A 21,244-nucleotide genomic window follows, 5' to 3' on the forward strand; every position below is an offset into this window, starting at 1 on the left:
GTTATTATTTATTGCTTACACCAAAAGAACAAGAGGTCGAGACAAATCTAAAATTAGCTTTGTCTCGACCTCTTGTTTTTCTTATCACTCCAATAAATGATAAAAATGAAAAGGACTAAAATATTTTTCATCTATTATCAAACAAACTATAACTAAAAGTTACTACGCTATGGTTTCTTATAGTTTAGAGGATAGTTAAATCGTAAACTGACTCCCACCATATAGATTGAAAACTCCCTAATCTATAAACTTCCTAAGTGACTAGATTATCCTTGAAATCATTTTTTTGCCACGTAAACCACTCGTACTTCATAAGGTGCTAATGAAAGCTGCTGTGGCACTGCCTGGTTGGTTTCCAAATCAACCACGTTACGAACCAGTGTCAGCTGCTGCTCTTGCTCAGAAAAATTCATGATAAAGTAGTAGTCTCGCTCAGCATTTGTTCTCCCTTGAATCGACACTTCTGGATTAGGCTTTGCAATAGCATCTTCTGTAAGATTAAGTTCACTAGCCAACTGTCCATAAAAATGTTTGAAAAAATCATGACTGGTACGAGCAGCTAAATAATAAGCTGTACCTCTGCCAAAACAATTCTTCGTTATTGCAGGTGTGCCATGATAAAACTCTGACTGATAGACTCCTAACACTTGCGCTGATTTTGCTTCGATAACTGCTGAATAATCCTTCGTCTCAAAAAAATGATCTTGATAGCTGATTTGATTATGTTCCTCTGGATAAAGAGTGTCTAACTCTAATACTTCTATCCCCCAAAGCTCCTTTAGCGGCTGTGGTACTCCACCAAGATATAACAGATCATTTTCATTGACCATACCAGTAAAGTAACTAGAAACTAACGTACCGCCAGTTGCCACATATTTGTTGAGTTTTTCCATTGTTACACTTGTCATCATATAAAGCATTGGAGCGACGACCAATGAATATTCGGAAAAATCTTGGTCAGGAGTCAAGATATCAACAGGAATGTCTTGTTCCCAGAAATAGCGATAATGTTCCTGCAATGTCTGAGGGTAGCGTCTAGTTGGTCGTCCAAAGCCGCCACCGCGTTTCAATGCCCAATTGCTTTCCCAGTCAAAGAGAAGCGCAACCTTCTTTTTTCTTGTCGTTCCTTGGATTTCTCCAATTTTTTCCAAACGTGCTCCGTAATCAGCAACTTCTTTGAAAACACGGTTCTTCACAGAATTATCATGTCCCACTACGGCTCCATGGAATTTTTCTGAATTTCCACGAGATTGGCGCCATTGAAAATACAGCGTACTATCAGAGCCGTGAGCAAGTTGTTGCATCCCACTCAGTTGGTGAACACCAGGCTTCTTCGCTTTATTGAATTGATGCCAATTGACAAAGCTTGGCGTGCATTCCATGATTAAGAAAGGTTGTTTCTTCAATGACCAATATTGATCATGAACATAAGCCGATTTCATTGCTGTAGCAGCTAATGTCTCAAAATCGTTATTCCAATCAGGATAACTATCCCAGCTTACGATGTCTACATACCGAGCAAATTTACTGTAATCAATACCTTCTAATGGAATAAAATCTTGTGTAGCATGTCCTTCTGCCATAAAATTAGTTGTTATCGGGATATCCGGAGTCTGCTCACGGATCGGCTCACATTCATGCAAATAAAAATCAATGGTCATATCGGTAACAAATCGCTTCCAATCGAGGTCCATTCCATGTACTTTATGTTCACCTAATGGCGAAGGTGGTAAGACTTGTGACCAATCCGAATAGTTATTCCCCCAAAAACTCATCCACCATGCATGGTTCAACGTTGCTAAGTCGCCATATTTTTTTTGCAACCATTTGCGCCAATTTTCCTGACAATAGCCACAAAAACATTCTCCAGAATATTCATTGGAAATGTGCCACATTGCTAACGCGGGATGTGATCCATAGCGTTTTGCCAACTGTTCATTGATTTGATGAACCTTTTTCCGATAGATTGGTGAAGAGTAGCAATGATTGTGGCGAAAACCATGCGTATGTTTTTGTCCTTGGGCATTGGTTCGATTCACTTCAGGATATTTTTGGCTCAACCATTGAGGTCGCCCACCACTTGGTGTTGCCAAAATGACCTTACCGCCAATCGCTTGAATTTGATCGAAAATTTCATCCAACCACTCAAGCCGATAGACACCTTCTTCTGGCTCTAGAGCACTCCAAGCAAAAACACCTAAAGTCACAGTATTAATATGTGCTTGCTTCATGTAGTCCAAATCATTTTTTAAAATTTCAGGATAGTCCAACCATTGATCTGGATTATAATCTCCACCATGCATAAAGTGTTGATCAAAAAATTTATTCATCATCCGTCTGCTCCTTTTTTTCAGCTAATTGTAGATGATACACATAGGATTGGAAATCACCGGTTACTTGAGCAGTCCCAGGATTGACCCCATTAAACTGATATGGCTTGCGTAACCCAATCTGTTTCAAAATTTGGCCAGAAACCTTTTCATCATTCGCCTGATATACTTGAGTTGGGTCGATGAATGTGAGCGGTAAAAAAGCTTCAGCTGTTGGATTTGCTTGTGCTAAAACTCTAAAAAAGCCAATCAATGCTTGCTCTTGTTGCGGGTCATAAACTGCCCAAGCAACTTCATTCCCTTGTCCTATCGGCTGTACTTGATAAAAAATACCAAATGTCAATAATTGTCGATGTTGTTTATAAAAAGCAATCTGAGTCTTAATCGCTTGCTTTTCTTCAGAAGATAGATTGAATAAATCCAATTCATATCCTAAAGGCCCAAACATCGCAACGTTTTGTCGAAAAGTTAGTGATGTGATTCGCCCAACTTGATGGTTAGGAGTAGCAGAAACGTGATTGCTAAAGGAAGAAAGCGGATATCCCAGTAAAGTTCCAGTCTGAATCGACAAACGTTCCACGGCGTCACTATCATCACTCGGCCAAATCTGAGGACTATAAAATAGGATTCCCAAGTCATACCTTCCGCCGCCACCTGCACAACCTTCAATCAAAATCGTAGGAAACTCAGCCAATATTTTTTGATACAGTGCATACACTCCCAAGATATAACGATGATAAAATTCAGTCTGAGCAATCCCTTGTTCAGCTAAATATGGTGAATATGCTTCGGTTATATTCCGATTCATATCCCATTTGATATAGTCTAATTTTGTTTCAGCAATAATTTTTTTCATTGCGTGAAAAATCCCATCAACAACTGCCGGATTAGCAAAATCCAGCACATATTGACCACGCCCCACTGAAATTCGTTCATAAGGATGCTTGACTACCCACTCTGGATGTGTTTGATATAACTGACTATCAGGTGAGACCATCTCTGGTTCAAACCAGATTCCCAACTGCATCCCGATGTCATGGATTTTTTCAGCAAATCGACCAATGCCTTGAGAAAATTTCAGCGGATCAGCTATCCAATCTCCTAAAGAACTACGATCATCGTTTCTTTTTCCAAACCAGCCATCGTCTAGAACAAAACATTCCATTCCTAGAGAATGGCTTTCTTTTGCTAAGGCCAGTAATTTTTCTTCATCAAAATCAAAATAAGTTGCTTCCCAATTATTGAAGACGATTGGTCGGTCACGCTTTTGCCAGTAGGGTGAAATCACATGTTTTTCGACAAATCGAGCAGATTCTTGGCTCAAACCATTCAGTCCATTTTCGGTAAACGTAAAGAGACATTCAGGTGCTTCAAAACACGCTCCTTGGTCAAGGGTCCAAGTGAATTGCGCAGGATGAATCCCCAACATCAAACGAACATTGTCCCATTCATCCATTTCTACTTGCGCCAAAAAATTTCCTGAATAGATCAGATTAGCACCATAAACTCGCCCCACATCATTGGTAGCACATTTCTCTTTCAATGCCACAAAAGGATTATGTTGGTGGCTAGAAGCCCCTTTTAACGAGCCAACACTGATTGTGCCCTGAGTAAGGAGTGTGGACTTGATATGTCGCTCTTTTAACCAAGCACCGGATAAATGGAGCAACTCAAAATCTTGATTTCTCAACTCAAGCACACCACTTAGTAAGCGTTCTAATTTTCGTGGCTTTGCGTCTAAATTAATTATTTTTTGCTTTCTAGTAATCGTGCCTAGCCCGTTGAAAATAGTATAGGTGATGTGCATTTTCAAATTCCGTTCCGTATCGGCTAATTCGAAAATAATGCTTTGGCTTTCATCAGTCTTCGCAAAACTAGCTGGCTGGGCGAGATCACGTTCTTTCCCTTGAAAACAATGGGCTTGTATAAATTTAAAATCCACATATAAAGGTGTCGCTTCCTCAAAGATCGATACCGCACCTTCCCGAAAATCAGAGGTTCCATAGACTGGCAGTTCCTGAAAACGGTCTGCCAATGTAAACAAATTGTCCGTTTCAAAAAATTTCACTGTACCCGCTGATTTATTTTCTTTCTTGACTAGATAACTTTGATCAAAGGAAGCAAGTTTTCCTAGCGATGGACCAAAGTATACATGTCCTAATTGCTGATTCGGTAAAATCGACATCACATAACTAATTTTTTCATTATATAAATGAAATAAGGTGTCGTTAATAATTTCTATCATTGTTCTTCCTCAAATTTTCCTATTTTCTTGTTTCTACTTTTTGGCACAGCTCTTCGAGATAACGCATTCTTTTCTTGACGCCACGATTGAAAAAGAATTTGTAAAAAAGCGCGACTAGCATAAAACTGTATGCCGTCCGTTGCTGAGCGAAATGGCTTTGTTCCGAGTACGTGACCTGCAGCTTGCCATTTTTCTGACTCGTCACTTGGTAACGCTGATCAATGACGCCTTCTTCATGAACGGTGTTTATCCAAAGTTCATCGGCTGTGATTTTTTTGACAGTCATCACCGCTGGAACCAACTGTGGCGCTGATTTAGTTTGGATCATGGTTTCGATTTGACACCCTTCTCCAAAGGATGTGGTCAAGTGTTTTGCCAAAAAGAATTTTTCTTGTTCACCAAGTAGAATACTGAAAAAAGTCGAAGATGTTGTATCCATTTGGTAACTACAGGTCAATGTATCAGTTCTCATGTTAAGTCCTTTCTGAGTTTGCTTTGCAACGTCATTTTCACCCATGTTAACTTTAGCTTCATTGCTCAACAATAAGGCTGTTTAATCATGTGATGCAATTTCATCTTTTTCATCTTTTAAGTAACCACGGTCCATCACAATTAAGAACGGTACCCAAATCAGTGTCATTACTACCACGGTTACTAATTGTAAAATCGCGCCGGCAATCGATCCAGTCCCAAGCCAACCAGATAAGAAAACAGGCGTTGTCCATACAACAGTTGCTCCGATAGGTCGTGGAACCAATCCGCTAGCAATCGCAAAATAAGAAATCACGGTACTGACTAATGGTGCTAAAATCCACGGCACAAAAGCAATTGGATTCAAAACAATGGGTAGTCCAAAAGTCATTGGCTCAGAAACGTTGAACACAGATGGTGCAACAACTGTCCTCATCAGTTTTTTCATCCGAATCGAGCGTGCGATAAAGAAAGCCATCGTAATCGAAATTCCCAGTTGCATACCTTGATTCACAAAAACACCCATAAAAGTCGTATTGATGATGTGTGGTAGCTGTTCAGCTCCAGATTTGTACGCTTCATAGTTTTCAATTGCCAAAGCATTCATAATTGGATCGATTACGGCGTTGACAACAAGAGTGCCATGGATCCCAAACCACCAGAAAAATTGAGTGAACAATACAGCAAGTAAAACAGCTGGCAAGGTCCCGCCTAAGCCCATCAATGGTTTTTGTAAAATTTCATAGACAAAGTCAACCGCATTTCCCCAAGAAGTAAAGGTAAATAAATAGCGAATCAAGTTAAAAAGAAACAGAGGTGCGGCGCCAGGAATAATTGCCATAAAAGATTCTGCAATCATCGGTGGTACAGAGTCCGGCATCTTGATGGTTAACCCTGCGGCACTGATTTTACAGTAGATCTGGGTTGCAATGATGGCCGTGATAATACCAACAAACATTCCTTCTGCCCCCAATTTGGACAAAGGAATCACAGTACCCATTTCATCCGAAGAGCCATAAGGCAAAAGCATTAAAAAGGAAGATAGAGAGATTGCTCCGGCAAATAATTTTGGCTGTCCATATTTACCAGCAAGTTGATACCCAATACCAAAAACGACAAAAATTGCTGTGATACTCATCGTTGCATTCCCAATTGGTCCAAAAAAGTCATTTAAGAAAGTCATGAATCCTTCTGGGAGTTTTTCAGAGAGTCCAAAAGTAGCGGGAAGATTTTGAATAATAATCATAATTGATGCAAACATCGTTGCAGGAAAAGCAACCATAAACCCATCTCGAAGACTTAATAAATACTTATTATTGGCAATTATCTGAGCAAATGGCACCATCTTTTCGGCTAATTTATCAATAAACTTCATACTTGTTCTCCTTTATTTTTTAATTGTAAACGTTTACTGAAATCAGTATATCTGTTTAGTTAATGTTTACACAACCCCTAAATAAAAAAAGATCAGTCATTTGACTAATCTTTTCTCTCTCCAATGGATTCTCTAATAATCAACTCACTGCCACAAATAACTCTAACTGGCATAGTACGAATACCAAGAATCTTATTTTTAGCCAATTCCACGCTCATTTGTCCCATCTCCGCTGCTTTCATTTTTACCGAGGACAGGGCTGGCGTCATAAACTGTGCCATCTCGATATCATCAAAGCTGACTACAGAGATATCTTTAGGTATCGACAACCCTTCTTCAGTGAGCGCCTTATACACACCAACTGCCATAGGGTCACTAGCTACAATGATCGCTGTTGGTCGCGGGTTCATCCGTGCGATTTTTTTCCCAAAATTTAAACCAGTTTCAGGAGACCACTTTCCTTGCAACACATGGATATACTTATCCAGTTTATTCAGAAGCATCCATTTCTTATAATTTTCCGCCCGGATTTCTTGCTCGTCATAAACAACTTCTCCAGAGATCGTCACTCGACTAGCTACTCCACCGATAAAAGCAATATTTTCGTGTCCTTTAGCCTGCAAAATATCCAAAATTTGATGTGTCTTTTGTGGAAAATCAGTTTGGATAGAATCATACAATAGTTCTTCACTGTAATTATCTACCAAAATGAGCTTATCATTGTGCTGACTGACTTCCGCTAAGGCCTCAGCTGTCATTTCGCCAATGATAATTACCGCACCATACTTAGCCAATTGGCCCAAGTCTTTGTTTGATTCACGCATTGAAAAGACGCGAATCGTTTTTAATCGCCATTTTGCAGCTTCTTTTTCGATACCGGTACGAATCATCCTAAAGTAAGGATCATTTCCTTCTGATGCACTATCATGTCGAGTGATGATAGCAATCGTATTTTTGTCTCCAACTTCACGTGAACTCAATTTATTTTTCTCTTTAGAGTAATTCAACTGATTCGCAATCTCAATGACCCGTCTTCTGGTGTTCTCATTGATACTAAATGTCTCATCATTATTTAAGATTCTGGAAACACTTGCTACGGAAACTCCCGCTATTTTTGCAATATCTCTCATACTTGCCATACTCGCACCTCGTCTGTTTACTGTTTACTAAACTTACTTTTAAGCATAGGCAATATCCCATAGACTGTCAACTATAATTTTTCAAATAAAAGAATACCACCCGATCGATGTGTAGAAAGAGTAAGTGCACAATAACATCCTATCCTCAACGCCACTTAAATTTATTAAGTACAAGGCTAGTTGTCGAAGTGTCGAATTATTTCTCGCTTAAGCTTTGTTTCGATGTTTTGCTCTAAACACAAGACTTTTTTCTACGCATTTTCTTGTATATAACATACCAATCAATCCACTCCAGCACACTAAAAATCAGCAATTTCTATCTAAAATCAAAAAAAGCAACCCAGATCTTACTCTGAATTGCTTCGCTGTGTTCGTATTAAGCTGTACGTGTTAGTAAGGCGACTAATTCCACGTGATACGTTTGTGGGAATAGATCGACTGGTTGGATCTTCTCAACTTGGTAGCCTGCATCAGCAAATAGTTTTGCGTCTCTTGCAAAGGTTGCTGGGTTGCACGAAATATAAACGATTTTTTCTGGTTCCATCGCAATTGCTGATTCGATAAAACGGCCATCTAATCCTTTTCTTGGTGGGTCAACAACAATGACAGACGGAGTAATCCCTTTGTCTTGCCATTTTTTCATGACAGTTTCTGCCTTACCGACTTCATAATGTGCGTTTTCAACTTTATTGGTCAACGCATTGAACTGAGCGTCTTCGATTGCTTCAGGGATCATTTCCATACCATAGACTTTTTTCACACGGTCTGCTAAAGATAAACCGATCGTACCGATTCCTGAGTAAGCATCCACGACTACATCTTGTTCATTCAAGTCTGCAAAATCAATAGCATTCTGGTACAATTTCTCAGTCTGCTCTGTATTTACTTGATAAAATGATTTTGAAGAGATACGGTACGTTTTTCCTAGTAGCTGGTCTTCAATATAACTTCTACCATATAAAACTTTTTCTTTATCTCCCAAAATAACATTCGTTTTCTCTTCATTGATATTTTGGATCACTGAAACAACTTCTGGTAATTCTTCATGGATCACTTCTGCAATTTCTTTTCCTTTAAAGAATTTTTCTTTACGTGTCACAAGTACAACCATCATTTCATGAGAATAATGTCCTCTTCGGATGATGATATGACGGATTTGACCTTCATTTTTTGCTTCATTGTAGCCTCGTACTTGGAAACGTTGCAATATTTCTCGCACAGCAATGATTGCTTGATCGATTGCAGGGTCTTGGATGTAAAAATCATCGATTTCAATAAGTTCATGGCTATTCTTTTTATAGAAACCTGTTGCTAAACGTCCATCGATTCTTCTTACTGGGATTTGGGCTTTATTTCGATAAGCGACTGGATTTTCCATACCAATTGTCGGTAAAATCTCTACTTCCGGCATTTTGGCAATTTTAGTCATTACATTTTGGATTTGCTTTTGTTTGAATTGAAGTTGTTGTTCATACTTTAAATGCGCTAACGGAGCAATTCCCGTGCGCAACAATCGGTTATCTTCTAAAGGTTGACGATCAGAAGATTCTTTTAGCCAATTCATTACCTTTGCATAACCGAATTTATTTCCAGTTTTTACTACAAGGATCTCCACTTGTTCGCCAGGAAGTGCGTTTTCAATAAAAAGTGGATACCCATCTACTTTGGCTACACCTAATCCTTCGTAACTTAAATCAATGATGTCAACGGTGTAACGTTCATTTTTTTTAACAGTTTGTTCTTTCATGATTAACTCCTTTATGAGGTACAGTGCTTGTACAGCTTTAAATTAAGAAGACACAGTATAAAATAGCTTTCATGCGCTGTCTTTATCTTCTGTTCAAGGCATTAGTCTCTGAAACATGCGTTCAGGTCGTGACAAAAATCTTTAGTTCTAAGTAGAAAGAAATGAGCGTGGGACAAAAGTAAGAAACACTTTTGTCTCACTCTTTAAAAACGGATAAACGGTGGGAGCAGAAGCAACTCCTTCTTAAATAAGCCGAAATTCACAAAATTTTGAAAAACAATTTTCGTTAAATTCTTATTTCTCGGAGTTAGACACTTCTGTACCAGCCTCATTGTTGATTCGCTTCTCGACAACGAAATCGTACTTTCTACCTTATTGATATTAACATACCACAGTTTTGTTGATTTTTCACAATAAAGAGGTATTATCCCAAGTATTCGTGTATTTCATCATACTTAAGTAAGATCAATCGTACTTTTTTCAGAAATAAGCCGGATCATCTCGAAAATATCGCAAGCTATTTTCGGGATGATCCGGCTTATTTTATCAAACTGATTACTTCTTTTCCCTCTTTTGAACTATTTTTCATTATCCGCGATTTTGCCATCGCCGTCAATGTCTTCATCAGTTAAGCGTTCCACTTCTTTGACGAATTCTTTTCCTACTTCATCTAATACTTCTTCATCCGTTCCAGTGATCGCTTCATCTGGGATCTGATCAGTATTTGCGTAAAATTCGATGTGTTGGTGTAGATTCTGGAAGTGCATTGGCGCATTACCGCCGTATTCGCCATCTAAGTTGATCATCACAGGACGATTGACGTCATCTTCGGTTTCCACAAACAGACTGCTAGTCTTTGTGTAAATGACACGTGGATCGTCTACATGGCGTCCACCATTCAACATCAACGCAGCGATATGCAGGATCTCAAAGATGTTGGCTGTTTTGACGATGATCAATGAAAATTTACCATCATCTAATTTGGCATCTGGAGAAATTTTTTCAAAACCACCTACAGAGTTCGTTAAACCAAGGAAGAACATCGAGGCATTGCCAATATATTCTCCTTCGTCATACTTCAGGCGCATCTTGATTGGTTTTACTCTCGGCAGCATTTCTGCGCCTTTGGCAAGGTAAGCAAGATAGCCGAAGATACTTTTCAGTTCTGAAGGAACTTCATAGGTTAGTTCTGTCAGATAACCTCCGGCAGCAATATTGATAAAATAGCTGTCATCCGTATGACCGATATCCATTTTAACCGTTTGATTCTTTTTGATCACCTCGGCCGCTGCTTTGATATTGTCACGCGGAATTTTTAATGCCCGTGCGTAGTCATTTGTTGTACCAGCAGGAATAATGGCCATTTTTGGTCGTTGCTCCAGTGATGCAATACCATTTACAACTTCATTGATCGTTCCGTCGCCGCCTGCTGCTACGATCAGGTCAAAACCTGCCTTTGCTGCTCTTGTCGCTTCATTTTTCGCTGAGTTTTCTTCTGGTGTCGTGGCATATGCACTTGCTTCATAGCCAGACTCCTCCAAAGCTTGGAGGATATCGGCTAGATTTTTTTTCAATAGTTCTTTTCCAGAGGTGGGATTATAAATCACTCGAGCTTTTTTCATCATTTACCTCTAGCGTTTTGCTAATTCTTCTTTAAGCAATTTATTGACAATACCAGGATTAGCTTGTCCTTTCGTTGCTTTCATAATTTGTCCAACTAAAAATCCAACTGCGCGGTCTTTCCCATTTTTAAAGTCATCAACGGATTGTTGATTGTTGTCTAAAATTTCATTGATGATCGGCAAAAGTTTTGCTGGATCAGATAGTTGTACCCAACCATTTTTCTCAACTACTTCTTGTGCATCTCCACCATCCGTGATCAACTCGCGGAAGACTTTTTTCGCGATTTTTGAACTGATTGTGCCATCAGCGATCAAGCGGATCATCCCTGAAAGATTTTCAGGTGTTAATTTTGTTTGGGCCAATTCAAGTTTTTCACTATTCAAGTATGCAGAAACTTCTCCCATCAACCAGTTAGAAGCTTGTTTTGCATCTGCGCCATTTGCTAATGTTTCTTCAAAGAAATCTGACATTTCTTTTGATAAAGTCAAGACCATTGCATCATATTCAGGTAATCCTAACTCTTGGATATATCGTTGGCGACGAGAAGCTGGCATTTCTGGTAGGCTTGCTTTCACTTTTTGGATCCATTCATCATCGATCACGAATTTTGGAATATCAGGTTCTGGGAAGTAACGGTAGTCACTTGATCCTTCTTTGACACGCATCAAAATCGTTTTGTTTGTTGTTTCATCAAAACGGCGTGTTTCTTGTTGGATCTCGCCGCCTGATAATAAGACTTTTGCTTGACGTTTTTCTTCAAACGCTAGTCCTTTTTTAACAAAAGAAAGAGAGTTCAAGTTTTTCAATTCTGCTTTTGTACCAAATTCTTCTTGACCATATGGGCGTAAAGAGATATTGGCATCACAACGCATTGACCCTTCTTCCATCTTCACATCACTGACTTCAGTAAATTGGATGATTGAACGTAGTGCTTCTAAATAAGCATAAGCTTCTTCAGGTGAGCGCATGTCTGCTTCAGAAACGATTTCGATCAGTGGCGTTCCTTGACGGTTCAAGTCAACATAGGAGTACCCACCGATTCCATGCATATTTTTTCCTGCATCTTCTTCTAGATGGACACGTTCGATACGGATTTTCTTTTTCTTGCCTTCTACTTCGATTTCGATCCAGCCATCATGTCCAATTGGTTGATCAAATTGAGAAATTTGGTACGCTTTGGGATTGTCTGGATAGAAATAGTTTTTACGGTCAAAATGAGTATCTTTTGAGATTTCACAGTTTAATGCAAGCGCTGCTTTCATCCCAAATTCTAACGCAGCTTTATTCATGACTGGCAATACCCCAGGATACCCCCAGTCGATCACATTTGTATTACTGTTTGGTTCAGCGCCGAAGTGAGCTGGTGCTGGAGAGAAGATTTTTGAGTTTGTCTTCAACTCAACGTGGACTTCAAGCCCGATGACTGTTTCAAAATTCATTAGTCTTTCCCTCCTAAGATTGCTGGTTTTTGATTTTTGAATTCTGTTGCTTGTTCAAAAGCATATGCTGCTTGATACATTGTTTTTTCATCAAAATAGTTCCCGATGATCTGTAAACCAACTGGCATGTTTTCAGATAATCCTGCAGGAACTGACATTCCTGGAAGACCTGCCAAATTGACTGGGATCGTCAAGATATCACTCATATACATCGTGATCGGATCATTGATATTTTCACCGATTCCGAAAGCTACGGTTGGCGAAGCTGGGCCGATGATCAAGTCATAGTCAGCAAAAACTTTCTCGAAGTCTTGTTTGATCAACGTGCGGACTTGTCCGGCTTTCTTGAAGTAAGCGTCATAATAACCTGCACTCAATGAGAATGTTCCTAACATGATACGGCGTTTAACTTCTTCACCGAATCCTTCTGTACGTGAGTTTACATATACATCTTCAAGATTTTTTACATTTTCTGAACGATAGCCGTAGCGGATACCGTCAAAACGTTGCAAGTTTGAGCTTGCTTCTGATGAAGCGATGATATAATACACAGCTACACCATATTTTGAATGGGGTAAGCTGACTTCTTCAACCGTTGCACCTAGGGAACGGAACGTATCCGCTGCTTTAAGGATTGCTTCTTTCACACCAGGAGCAACACCTTCACCAAGATATTCTTTAGGTAATGCGATCTTCATGCCTTTGATGTCACCTGTCAATCCTTCTGCGAAGTTAGGCACAGACACACCTGATGAAGTCCCATCTTTTTCGTCATACCCACTGATAGCTGTCAAAGCTAACGCATTGTCTTTGACTGTACGGGTCATTGGTCCGATTTGGTCAAGAGAAGATGCGAAGGCAATCAAACCAAAACGTGAAACACGACCATATGTTGGTTTCATCCCGACGATCCCGTTAAATGATGCGGGTTGGCGAATACTTCCGCCAGTGTCACTACCTAAAGAAACTGGGATTTGACCAGCTGCTACAGCCGCAGCTGAGCCCCCTGATGATCCACCAGGAACTTTTGTGTGATCCCATGCATTTTTTGTTTTCTTGAAGTAAGACGTTTCTGTACTACCACCCATAGCAAATTCATCCATATTCAATTTGCCGACTGGGATCATGTCTGCTTGGTAAACTTTATCCATTACTGTGGCATCATAGATTGGATCGAAATTGAATAAGATTTTTGAAGCAGCCGTAGTCAATAGGTCTTTTGTAACGATATTGTCTTTGATACCGATCGGAATACCTGCTAATACGTTACTTTCATCGATTCCTTTTTCATCAAGCGCTTTGGCAATCGCCATTGCTTTTTCTTCATTCAAGGTAATGAACGCATCGATTTCTGGTTCTGTTTCTTTGATACGGTCAAATGTTGCTTTTGTTAGATCTTGTGCAGTGATTTCTTTAGATACAAGCATTGCATGCAATTCTTCTAAAGAGTGATCATACAATTTTGTCATTATGCGCCAGCCTCCCCATTCTCAATAATTGCTGGCACTTTAATAAAGCCATCTTCTTTTTCTGGTACATTTCTCATTAATTCGTCGCGATTCCAACCTGAATTTGCTCGGTCTTGACGCATAACGTTTACAGTTTCAACCACATTTGATGTAAATGGAACACCTTCAGTATCTACTTCTTCCAGCAATTCCACCATATCAATGATTTTTCCTAATTGGTCGGTAAAACTTGCAAGTTCTTCATCTGCGAACGCAAGTTTTGCTAATTTGGCAACGTGTTTCACTTGTTCTTCACTGATCGCCATACTACCCCTTCTTTCTACACGAGTTAAAAACTTTGCTCTCTATTTTAACATAAGAGTTTGTTATCTGAAATTGTTTCTTGAAATTTATCTGAAAAAAGTTGGACTTCACTCTGGATTTGTCCGACTTTCAGCTAACGCCTCTGCCATTTCTTCTTCTGTCCAAACGTTGATCCCTAATTCTTGTGCTTTCGTCAGTTTGCTTCCAGCCTCTTCACCAGCCACGACGATATCTGTTTTTTTCGAAACACTTCCGGTTACTTTTCCGCCTAGATTCTCGATCGTCTCTTTTGCTTCTTCTCGAGTGAATCGCGTCAGTTTACCAGTTAACACAACTGTTTTGTCTTTAAATGGTGAATCGATCGTTGCGATTTGTGCTGGACGAATCCCTTTGTAGTCAAAATTGACTCCCGCTTGTTTCAGTTCAGCTAATAGATCATGGACCTCTTCATTACTAAAGTAGGTAACTACGCTGTCTGCGATGATATCACCAATCGTATCTAAAGAAATGATCGTTTCAAAATCGCTTTTGCTCAAGCTCTCCAAATCACCGAAATGTTCTGCTAAGATTTTTGCAGCTTTTGCGCCTACATGACGGATTCCTAGCCCAAAGATCAAGCGTTCCACTGAATTTTCTTTACTGTTGTCGATTGCAGTTAAAATATTGTTTGCGGATTTTTCTTTGATTTTATCCAGAGTCAATAATTGTTCTTCGGTCAAGTTATAGAGATCAGCTACATCAGACACCAATTTTTTGTCGTACATTTGTGCTAAAACTCTTGGTCCTAGTCCATCGATATTCATTGCATTACGAGAGACAAAATGATTGAGTCCTTCTTTTATTTGAGCCGGACATTTCGGATTGATACACCGCAAAGCGACTTCTTCATCTAAATGCACGAGCTCACTTTGACAGACTGGACAATGTGATGGTAACGGATACTCTTCACTGTCATCTGGTCGCTTCTCAAATACTACCTGAGCGACTTCTGGAATAATATCGCCAGCTTTGTAGATTTGAACGGTATCGTTCAAGCGGATGTCCTTCATTTTGATATAATCGCCATTGTGCAGACTTGCTCGACTGACTGTCGTACCAGCCACACGGACAGGGGTCATGATAGCAGTTGGTGTGACAACGCCGGTGCGCCCTACTGTCCATTCGATTGCTTCGATTTTGGTTTCTACCTCTTCAGGTGGAAATTTGTACGCTGCGGCCCAACGCGGTGCTTTTACAGTAAATCCTAATTGATCTTGCAAAGTAAAATCGTTGACTTTGATGACGATACCATCGATCTCATAAGGAAGATCTACCCGTTTTTCATGGTATTCTTCGATAAATGACCATACATCATCAATCGAATGGCACAAGCGTTTTTCCTGATTGATGTGGAAGCCGATCTTGTCTAATTCTTCTAGCGCTTCATACTGGGTCTTTGCTTTCATTGGACCAAAATCTGCTACTGTGTACAAAAAGGTATCCAGATTTCTTTTAGCTGTTATTTTAGAATCAAGCTGTCGCAAAGAACCTGCAGCTGCATTACGTGGATTTGCAAAGATATCTTGCCCTTCAACTTCCCTCGATTTGTTCAATTGAACAAATGACTTTTTCGGCATAAAGCATTCACCACGCACTTCGATACTGATCTGATTTTTTAGTTTCAAAGGTACGGATCGCACTGTCTTCAGATTTTCAGTGATGTTCTCGCCGACAGTTCCATCTCCTCGTGTAGCACCTCTGACAAATTCACCATTTTCATAGCGCAAAGAAACAGACAGCCCATCGATCTTCAATTCACAACAATAATCAACTGGATGCCCAATCGCTTTTTGGACACGCTGATCAAAAGCAAAGAGTTCTTCTTTACTAAAGACATCGTTCAAACTATACAATGGAATATCGTGAGTGACTTTTTCGAATCCTGTAAGGACCTTCCCTCCTACGCGTTGCGTAGGAGAATCTGATGTGATCAAATCGGGATACTGTTCTTCAATTGCCACTAATTGCGCATATGCTTTGTCATACACGTAATCTTCGACTGTTGGTTTATCTTCGACATAATACTGTTTAGACCACTGACTTAATCGGGTTCTCAACTCCTCCGCTCTTTTAGCGGCTTCGTCTATCGTCATTTCGTGTTCCATTTTCTTTCCTCCACTCAAGCTTTTTCAATTGGTGCAAAAGCAGCTAATAATCGTTTGACTCCTTGACTAGGAAATGCCACGTCTAGTTCTAGATCTTTTGCAGTACCGCTCACTCTTACGACTGTGCCAGCTCCCCATTTTTTATGTTTCACCTTGTCTCCTGCTTTCCAATCATTGCTTTCTCCGCCTGTAGTTGCTTTTGATGACACGACTGTTGTAGCAGGCTGCTTGTAGATTGGCGTAGCTGCTTTTGATGCAAAAGGTGTGCTTTTTTTCGGTGTAGGCCGCATTCCTTGGATGTCCAATAACTCTTGATCGATTTCTTCGACAAAACGAGAAGGGCGGTTATACTGTGTTCTACCATATAAAGTCCTTGAGAAGGCATTTGTTAGGTACAGTGATTCTTCTGCCCTAGTGATTCCAACATACGCAAGTCGGCGCTCTTCTTCAAGTTCGCTTTCTTCCATTAGTGCTCTTGACAAAGGGAAGACTCCTTCTTCTAGACCAATCAAAAAGACTACTGGAAATTCTAGACCTTTAGCTGCATGTAGTGTCATCAAGGTAACTTGGGTAGTTTCTTCTTCTAAGTTATCGATATCTGACACTAAGGCTAGATCATTTAAGAAGACAGTCAGCTTTTCATCTGGTGCGTCAGCATCTTCTTCATTTTGTTTTTCAAACTGTTTGTCAAACTCTTGTGTAACGGTTAAGAATTCTTCCAAGTTTTCTAATCTTGCTTGCGATTCTAACGTATTTTGGATCTTTAAGTCTTCTAGATAGCCGCTGCGCTCTAGGATTTCTTTCGTCAATTCAGTTACTGTCAGATAAGGCAACATTTGCGTCACTTCACTGATCATTTCACCGAATGCGCCCAATTGCTGTCCTGCTTTGCCGCTAATATTGGCTAAATCAACATTTTGAGCCGCTTCTAGCAGTGGCCACTGGTGCATCGTCGCAAAATTTCTTAGTTTCTCGATCGAACCTGGTCCGATTCCTCGTTTAGGCGAATTCACGATTCGTTCAAAACTGATGGAATCTTGCGGATTAGCGATCACATTCAAATACGCTAAAATATCTTTGATTTCTTTTCGGTCATAGAACTTATGCCCTCCGACCATCTTATAAGGGATATTGGCTTTGAGAAGCGTTTCTTCCATTACACGGGATTGGGCATTTGTTCGATATAAAATTGCAAAATCACCATAATCTCGTTGATTTTCTCTTATTTCTTCTTGCATACGGTCAACGATGAATCGTGTTTCATCTCTTTCGTTATCTGCACGATAGTAAGTGATTTTATTTCCTTCACGATTTTCTGTCCAAAGATTCTTTGGTTTACGGTTACTGTTATTTTCGATGACTTGATTCGCTGCACTTAAAATATTTTTTGTAGAGCGATAGTTTTGTTCTAACAAAATAACACTCGCATCTGGATAGTCTTTCTCAAAATCCAAGATGTTTTGCATATCTGCTCCACGCCAACCGTAAATACTTTGATCCGCATCACCTACAACACATAAGTTTCGGAATCTTTTCGCTAGTAGATTCACTAATGTATATTGGGCATGGTTCGTATCTTGGTATTCATCGACATGGATATAATGGAATTTATTTTGATAATAAGTCAATGAATCTGGATGTTCTTCAAACAATCGGATCGTATTCATGATCAAATCATCAAAGTCCATACATTGATTGTATTGTAGTTCTTTTTGGTAAGCCGCATAACACTTTGCCGCAATTTCTTCATAATAACTTCCTTGCATTTTTGCAAAGTCTTGTGGCGTTTGCAGACTATTTTTGGCTTGTGATACGGTCCCAAGGATACTTCTTGGATCATACTTTTTAGGATCGATATTCAATTCCTTTAAAATACGTTTCATCAGTGAAATCTGTTCTGACGAATCGATGATCGTAAAATTACGATTGTAGCCGATAAAATCGACATCTCTTCTTAAAATACGCACACACATTGAGTGAAAAGTCGATACCCAGACATCTTCTCCTCCGTGTTCTAAAATTTTATTGACCCGTTCTTTCATCTCTTTGGCTGCTTTGTTGGTAAAAGTAATCGCAAGGATGTTCCATGGATTTACTTCTTTTTCTTCAATTAAATACGCAATCCGATGGGTCAACACTCGCGTTTTTCCACTTCCTGCGCCAGCCATCAATAGTAATGGCCCTTCCGTGTGAAGAACCGCTTCTTTTTGACGAGGGTTCATCCCGTTCAATAATTCCGTCTTGGATGACATTAACAACATCCTTTCTTTTATCAATCTTCTAAATTATAGCATTTTCCGGCTCTTCCTTAAAGAAAATGTTCGCCACCTAAATATGCTGAAAATTAGACTAGTCTTGCATAAATAGATGAAAAGAAATTTTTTTCTTTCATTTAATCTTGTAAAATCATTCATTTCGCGATAAATTAAGTTGAAGCGAGGCGTTAAGATGGAAAAAAAAGCAACAGTAAAAAAAATTGATAAAACACAACTTTATTTTATTTTAAAAGGGATTGTAGTGGGGGTGTTTACTGGTATCGTCGTCAGTCTTTTTCGGTTAGCCATTGAAAAATTAGGCATACTCACGCAACACTTCTATGAATTGACACAAAGGGAACCGATTTACTTGATCCTTGGTGCAGTCATAAGCATCATTGTTGCATTACTGGTAGGGTTATTGATCAAAAGTGATCCGGATATCAAAGGTAGTGGGATTCCTCAAGTCGAAGGTCAATTGCAAGGTGAACTAACGATTTCCTGGTTTTCTGTTTTATGGAAGAAATTTGTTGGCGGGATACTTTCTGTTGGTTCTGGTTTGTTCTTAGGTAGAGAAGGCCCTTCTATACAGTTAGGTGCAGTGGTCGGTCAAGGAACAAGTCAACTCTTCCACAGTGTCTCCTCCGAACAGAAGATTCTGATTTCTAGTGGTGCAAGTGCGGGTCTTGCAGCTGCATTCAACGCACCGATTGCCGGTCTGCTATTCGTTTTAGAAGAAATCCACCACTCTTTTTCTCCATTAGTCTGGTTGACTTCATTTGCATCAGCGGTAACGGCAAATTTTGTTTCTCTTTATTTTTTTGGGCTAAAACCAGTTTTATCTCTAGGAGAATTACCTTCTTTGCCTTTAAAATATTATGGTTCTCTGATTGTTTTAGGAATCTTTTTAGGCGTATTGGGTTTTGTCTATCAACAGGTACTACTCAGTTTGCCCCGTATGTATGAAAAAGTACCTTTGCCTTCTTATTGGCATGGACTCGTTCCATTCTTACTTATTTTACCGATTGGCTATTTTTGGCCGACGATCTTAGGTGGCGGAAATCAAATCATTATCTCATTAGGTCATTCATCTTTACCTTTGATGATGATTTTTGGACTGTTTATCCTTCGATTTGTTTTTTCAATGGTCTCTTACGGTGCCAGTCTGCCTGGAGGAATATTTTTACCGATCCTCACTTTAGGCGCTTTATTAGGGAGTATTTACGGAACTATCTTGGTGCACACATTTGGAATGGACCCTATTTATATCAAAGATTTCATCGTTATTGCAATGGCTGGCTATTTTGCAGCGATCGGTAAAGCTCCGTTGACTGCCGTTATTTTGGTAACCGAGATGGTTGGCTCCTTGAATCATCTGATGCCCCTTGGCTTAGTGGCTCTAGTCGCTTATATCATCAATGACCTATTAGGCGGAAATCCGATCTATGAATCGTTGCTTGAACGTTTGCTTGCTCATAAACATCCTCCATTCCTAAAGGGGAAAACAACCTTTGAGTTTCCTATCACAGCAGAAAGCTTACTGGATGGCTTGATGGTTCGTGATTTCAATTGGCCACAGGACATGTTGCTTGTTTCGATTATTCGAGGAAAAAACGAACTATTGACCCACGGAGATACGATCATGCAAATGGGAGATATTTTAGTCATTTTGACAGATGAATCACATCTTTCTTCAGTCAAAAAAGAAATTGCTAAGCGTTCGTATCACCCTGCACTGAAACAATCTTTTTAAAATAAATCATCCGGCTAGAATCGATCAGCTTGAAAAGAACAGAAGATATTGACTATTGCTTCTTAAACTTTTTAAGCTCTCGGTTTATCCTTCGAAAAACGTAGTTGAAAAGAAGGTCAAGACAAAAGTCGTTTAGATTCTAGAAAAATTGAAGAAAAAACGAGCGTGGGACAAAACTAAAAATCAGTTTTGCCACAGACTCTAACTCCGAATAAACGGTGGGAGCAGAAGTAACTCCTTCGGAAATAAGCCGAAATTCACAAAAATTTGAAAAGCAATTTTCGTTACTTTCTTCTTATTTCTCGGAGTTAAACACTTCTGTCCCAACCTCGTTTTTTATGGTTCTTTAAGGTTCCATCCACGAAAAGGCATCCAATTGTAACGTCATCGTAAAGACTGGAGAACTTTTCGACACCGAATTCGAAGTCAATGTGCCACCATATCCAAAAGTCGTTGCAGACGGATAATTAGTCAATCCATCTGTAGTCAATTTCCCTTCCTTATTTGCTAAAGTAAATAAGTGGATGGGGCTACCAAAATTGATTAGTGTGCCGTTTGAAATCAGGGTCTCATCTGTTGTTGCTGTGGGTGATGTCAGAGTCAAAGCAGAGATATCCGCAATCGACTCGTTATTTGTTTGAACAAAATTGGTGATCGAAACATCTACCGGACGACTGGAATTATTCGTAATATTATAAGTTGGCGATTGGATCTTTTTTTGACCATTGACATTATAGAAAATCGTCGCAGTATCTACCGTCACATTGAGCCAATCTTCACTGCTTTCGTTGATTTCTTCCATCCGTTCACGGTCTACTCCCAATGATCCATTCACTTGGATATCCGCATGTTCTTTCTCGTTTATTTCTTCCGCTTGAGTGATCATCGGCACCGTGCCTCCGATAAAACTGCCTACTAATAATAAACGAATCAACAGTCTTTTCATCCACT

Annotated in this window: 14 protein-coding genes; 1 reads left to right on the top strand and 13 read right to left on the bottom strand. The window is 39.6% G+C overall.

The features are described from left to right. Positions 1–278: 278 nt before the first annotated feature. The 12 genes from CJZ72_RS12975 to pcrA form a co-directional block, all read right to left on the bottom strand. Positions 279–2,333: a beta-galactosidase gene (locus tag CJZ72_RS12975; protein ID WP_179135158.1), complete on the bottom strand. Its 2,055-nt coding sequence runs from the start codon at positions 2,331–2,333 to the stop codon at positions 279–281. Continuing rightward, positions 2,323–4,575: an alpha-galactosidase gene (locus CJZ72_RS12980; protein WP_081135480.1), complete on the bottom strand. Its 2,253-nt coding sequence runs from the start codon at positions 4,573–4,575 to the stop codon at positions 2,323–2,325. The genes CJZ72_RS12975 and CJZ72_RS12980 overlap by 11 nt, the downstream gene beginning before the upstream one ends. Positions 4,576–4,594: 19 nt before the next feature. Beyond that, positions 4,595–5,047: a hypothetical protein gene (locus CJZ72_RS12985; protein ID WP_081135488.1), complete on the bottom strand. Its 453-nt coding sequence runs from the start codon at positions 5,045–5,047 to the stop codon at positions 4,595–4,597. A gap of 81 nt (positions 5,048–5,128) precedes the next feature. Further along, positions 5,129–6,421 carry a PTS sugar transporter subunit IIC gene (locus tag CJZ72_RS12990; RefSeq protein WP_081135478.1) on the bottom strand — a complete coding sequence of 431 codons (1,293 nt, stop codon included), beginning with the start codon at positions 6,419–6,421 and terminating at the stop codon, positions 5,129–5,131. Positions 6,422–6,525: 104 nt separating this feature from the next. Beyond that, the gene (locus CJZ72_RS12995) at positions 6,526–7,560 is read right to left on the bottom strand and encodes a LacI family DNA-binding transcriptional regulator (protein ID WP_095443946.1); all 1,035 of its coding nucleotides are present in this window, start codon (positions 7,558–7,560) and stop codon (positions 6,526–6,528) included. 376 nt (positions 7,561–7,936) lie between these two features. Next, on the bottom strand, positions 7,937–9,307 hold the full coding sequence (gene rlmD / locus CJZ72_RS13000) for a 23S rRNA (uracil(1939)-C(5))-methyltransferase RlmD (protein ID WP_095443947.1): 1,371 nt from the start codon (positions 9,305–9,307) through the stop codon (positions 7,937–7,939). Between the two features lie 578 nt (positions 9,308–9,885). Further along, positions 9,886–10,929 carry a diacylglycerol kinase gene (locus tag CJZ72_RS13005; RefSeq protein WP_081135470.1) on the bottom strand — a complete coding sequence of 348 codons (1,044 nt, stop codon included), beginning with the start codon at positions 10,927–10,929 and terminating at the stop codon, positions 9,886–9,888. 9 nt (positions 10,930–10,938) lie between these two features. After that, a complete protein-coding gene (gene gatB, locus CJZ72_RS13010) occupies positions 10,939–12,369 on the bottom strand; it encodes an Asp-tRNA(Asn)/Glu-tRNA(Gln) amidotransferase subunit GatB (protein ID WP_005879971.1) in 1,431 nt (476 codons plus the stop codon). Next, complete coding sequence (gene gatA / locus CJZ72_RS13015) at positions 12,369–13,838, bottom strand: Asp-tRNA(Asn)/Glu-tRNA(Gln) amidotransferase subunit GatA (protein ID WP_081135467.1); 1,470 nt, start codon at positions 13,836–13,838, stop codon at positions 12,369–12,371. Before gatA ends, gatB begins: the two co-directional genes overlap by 1 nt. Next, positions 13,838–14,143 (bottom strand): Asp-tRNA(Asn)/Glu-tRNA(Gln) amidotransferase subunit GatC, encoded by a 306-nt coding sequence (gatC, locus tag CJZ72_RS13020; RefSeq protein WP_005879975.1) that lies wholly within the window; start codon positions 14,141–14,143, stop codon positions 13,838–13,840. Before gatC ends, gatA begins: the two co-directional genes overlap by 1 nt. Before the next feature lie 105 nt (positions 14,144–14,248). Next, the gene (gene ligA / locus CJZ72_RS13025) at positions 14,249–16,285 is read right to left on the bottom strand and encodes an NAD-dependent DNA ligase LigA (protein WP_081135465.1); all 2,037 of its coding nucleotides are present in this window, start codon (positions 16,283–16,285) and stop codon (positions 14,249–14,251) included. 14 nt (positions 16,286–16,299) lie between these two features. Beyond that, on the bottom strand, positions 16,300–18,537 hold the full coding sequence (pcrA, locus tag CJZ72_RS13030; protein WP_081135462.1) for a DNA helicase PcrA: 2,238 nt from the start codon (positions 18,535–18,537) through the stop codon (positions 16,300–16,302). Positions 18,538–18,733: 196 nt separating this feature from the next. Here pcrA and CJZ72_RS13035 point away from each other — a divergent pair, with 196 nt between their 5' ends. Then, positions 18,734–20,293 carry a ClC family H(+)/Cl(-) exchange transporter gene (locus tag CJZ72_RS13035; protein WP_081135460.1) on the top strand — a complete coding sequence of 520 codons (1,560 nt, stop codon included), beginning with the start codon at positions 18,734–18,736 and terminating at the stop codon, positions 20,291–20,293. A 346-nt stretch (positions 20,294–20,639) separates the two neighbouring features. Here CJZ72_RS13035 and CJZ72_RS13040 read toward each other — a convergent pair whose 3' ends face one another. Beyond that, positions 20,640–21,239, bottom strand: a complete 600-nt coding sequence (locus CJZ72_RS13040; protein WP_081135457.1) for a hypothetical protein — start codon at positions 21,237–21,239, stop codon at positions 20,640–20,642. Positions 21,240–21,244 lie beyond the last annotated feature (5 nt).

The organism is Enterococcus durans, from assembly GCF_002277935.1.
GTDB classification, from domain to species: domain Bacteria; phylum Bacillota; class Bacilli; order Lactobacillales; family Enterococcaceae; genus Enterococcus_B; species Enterococcus_B durans.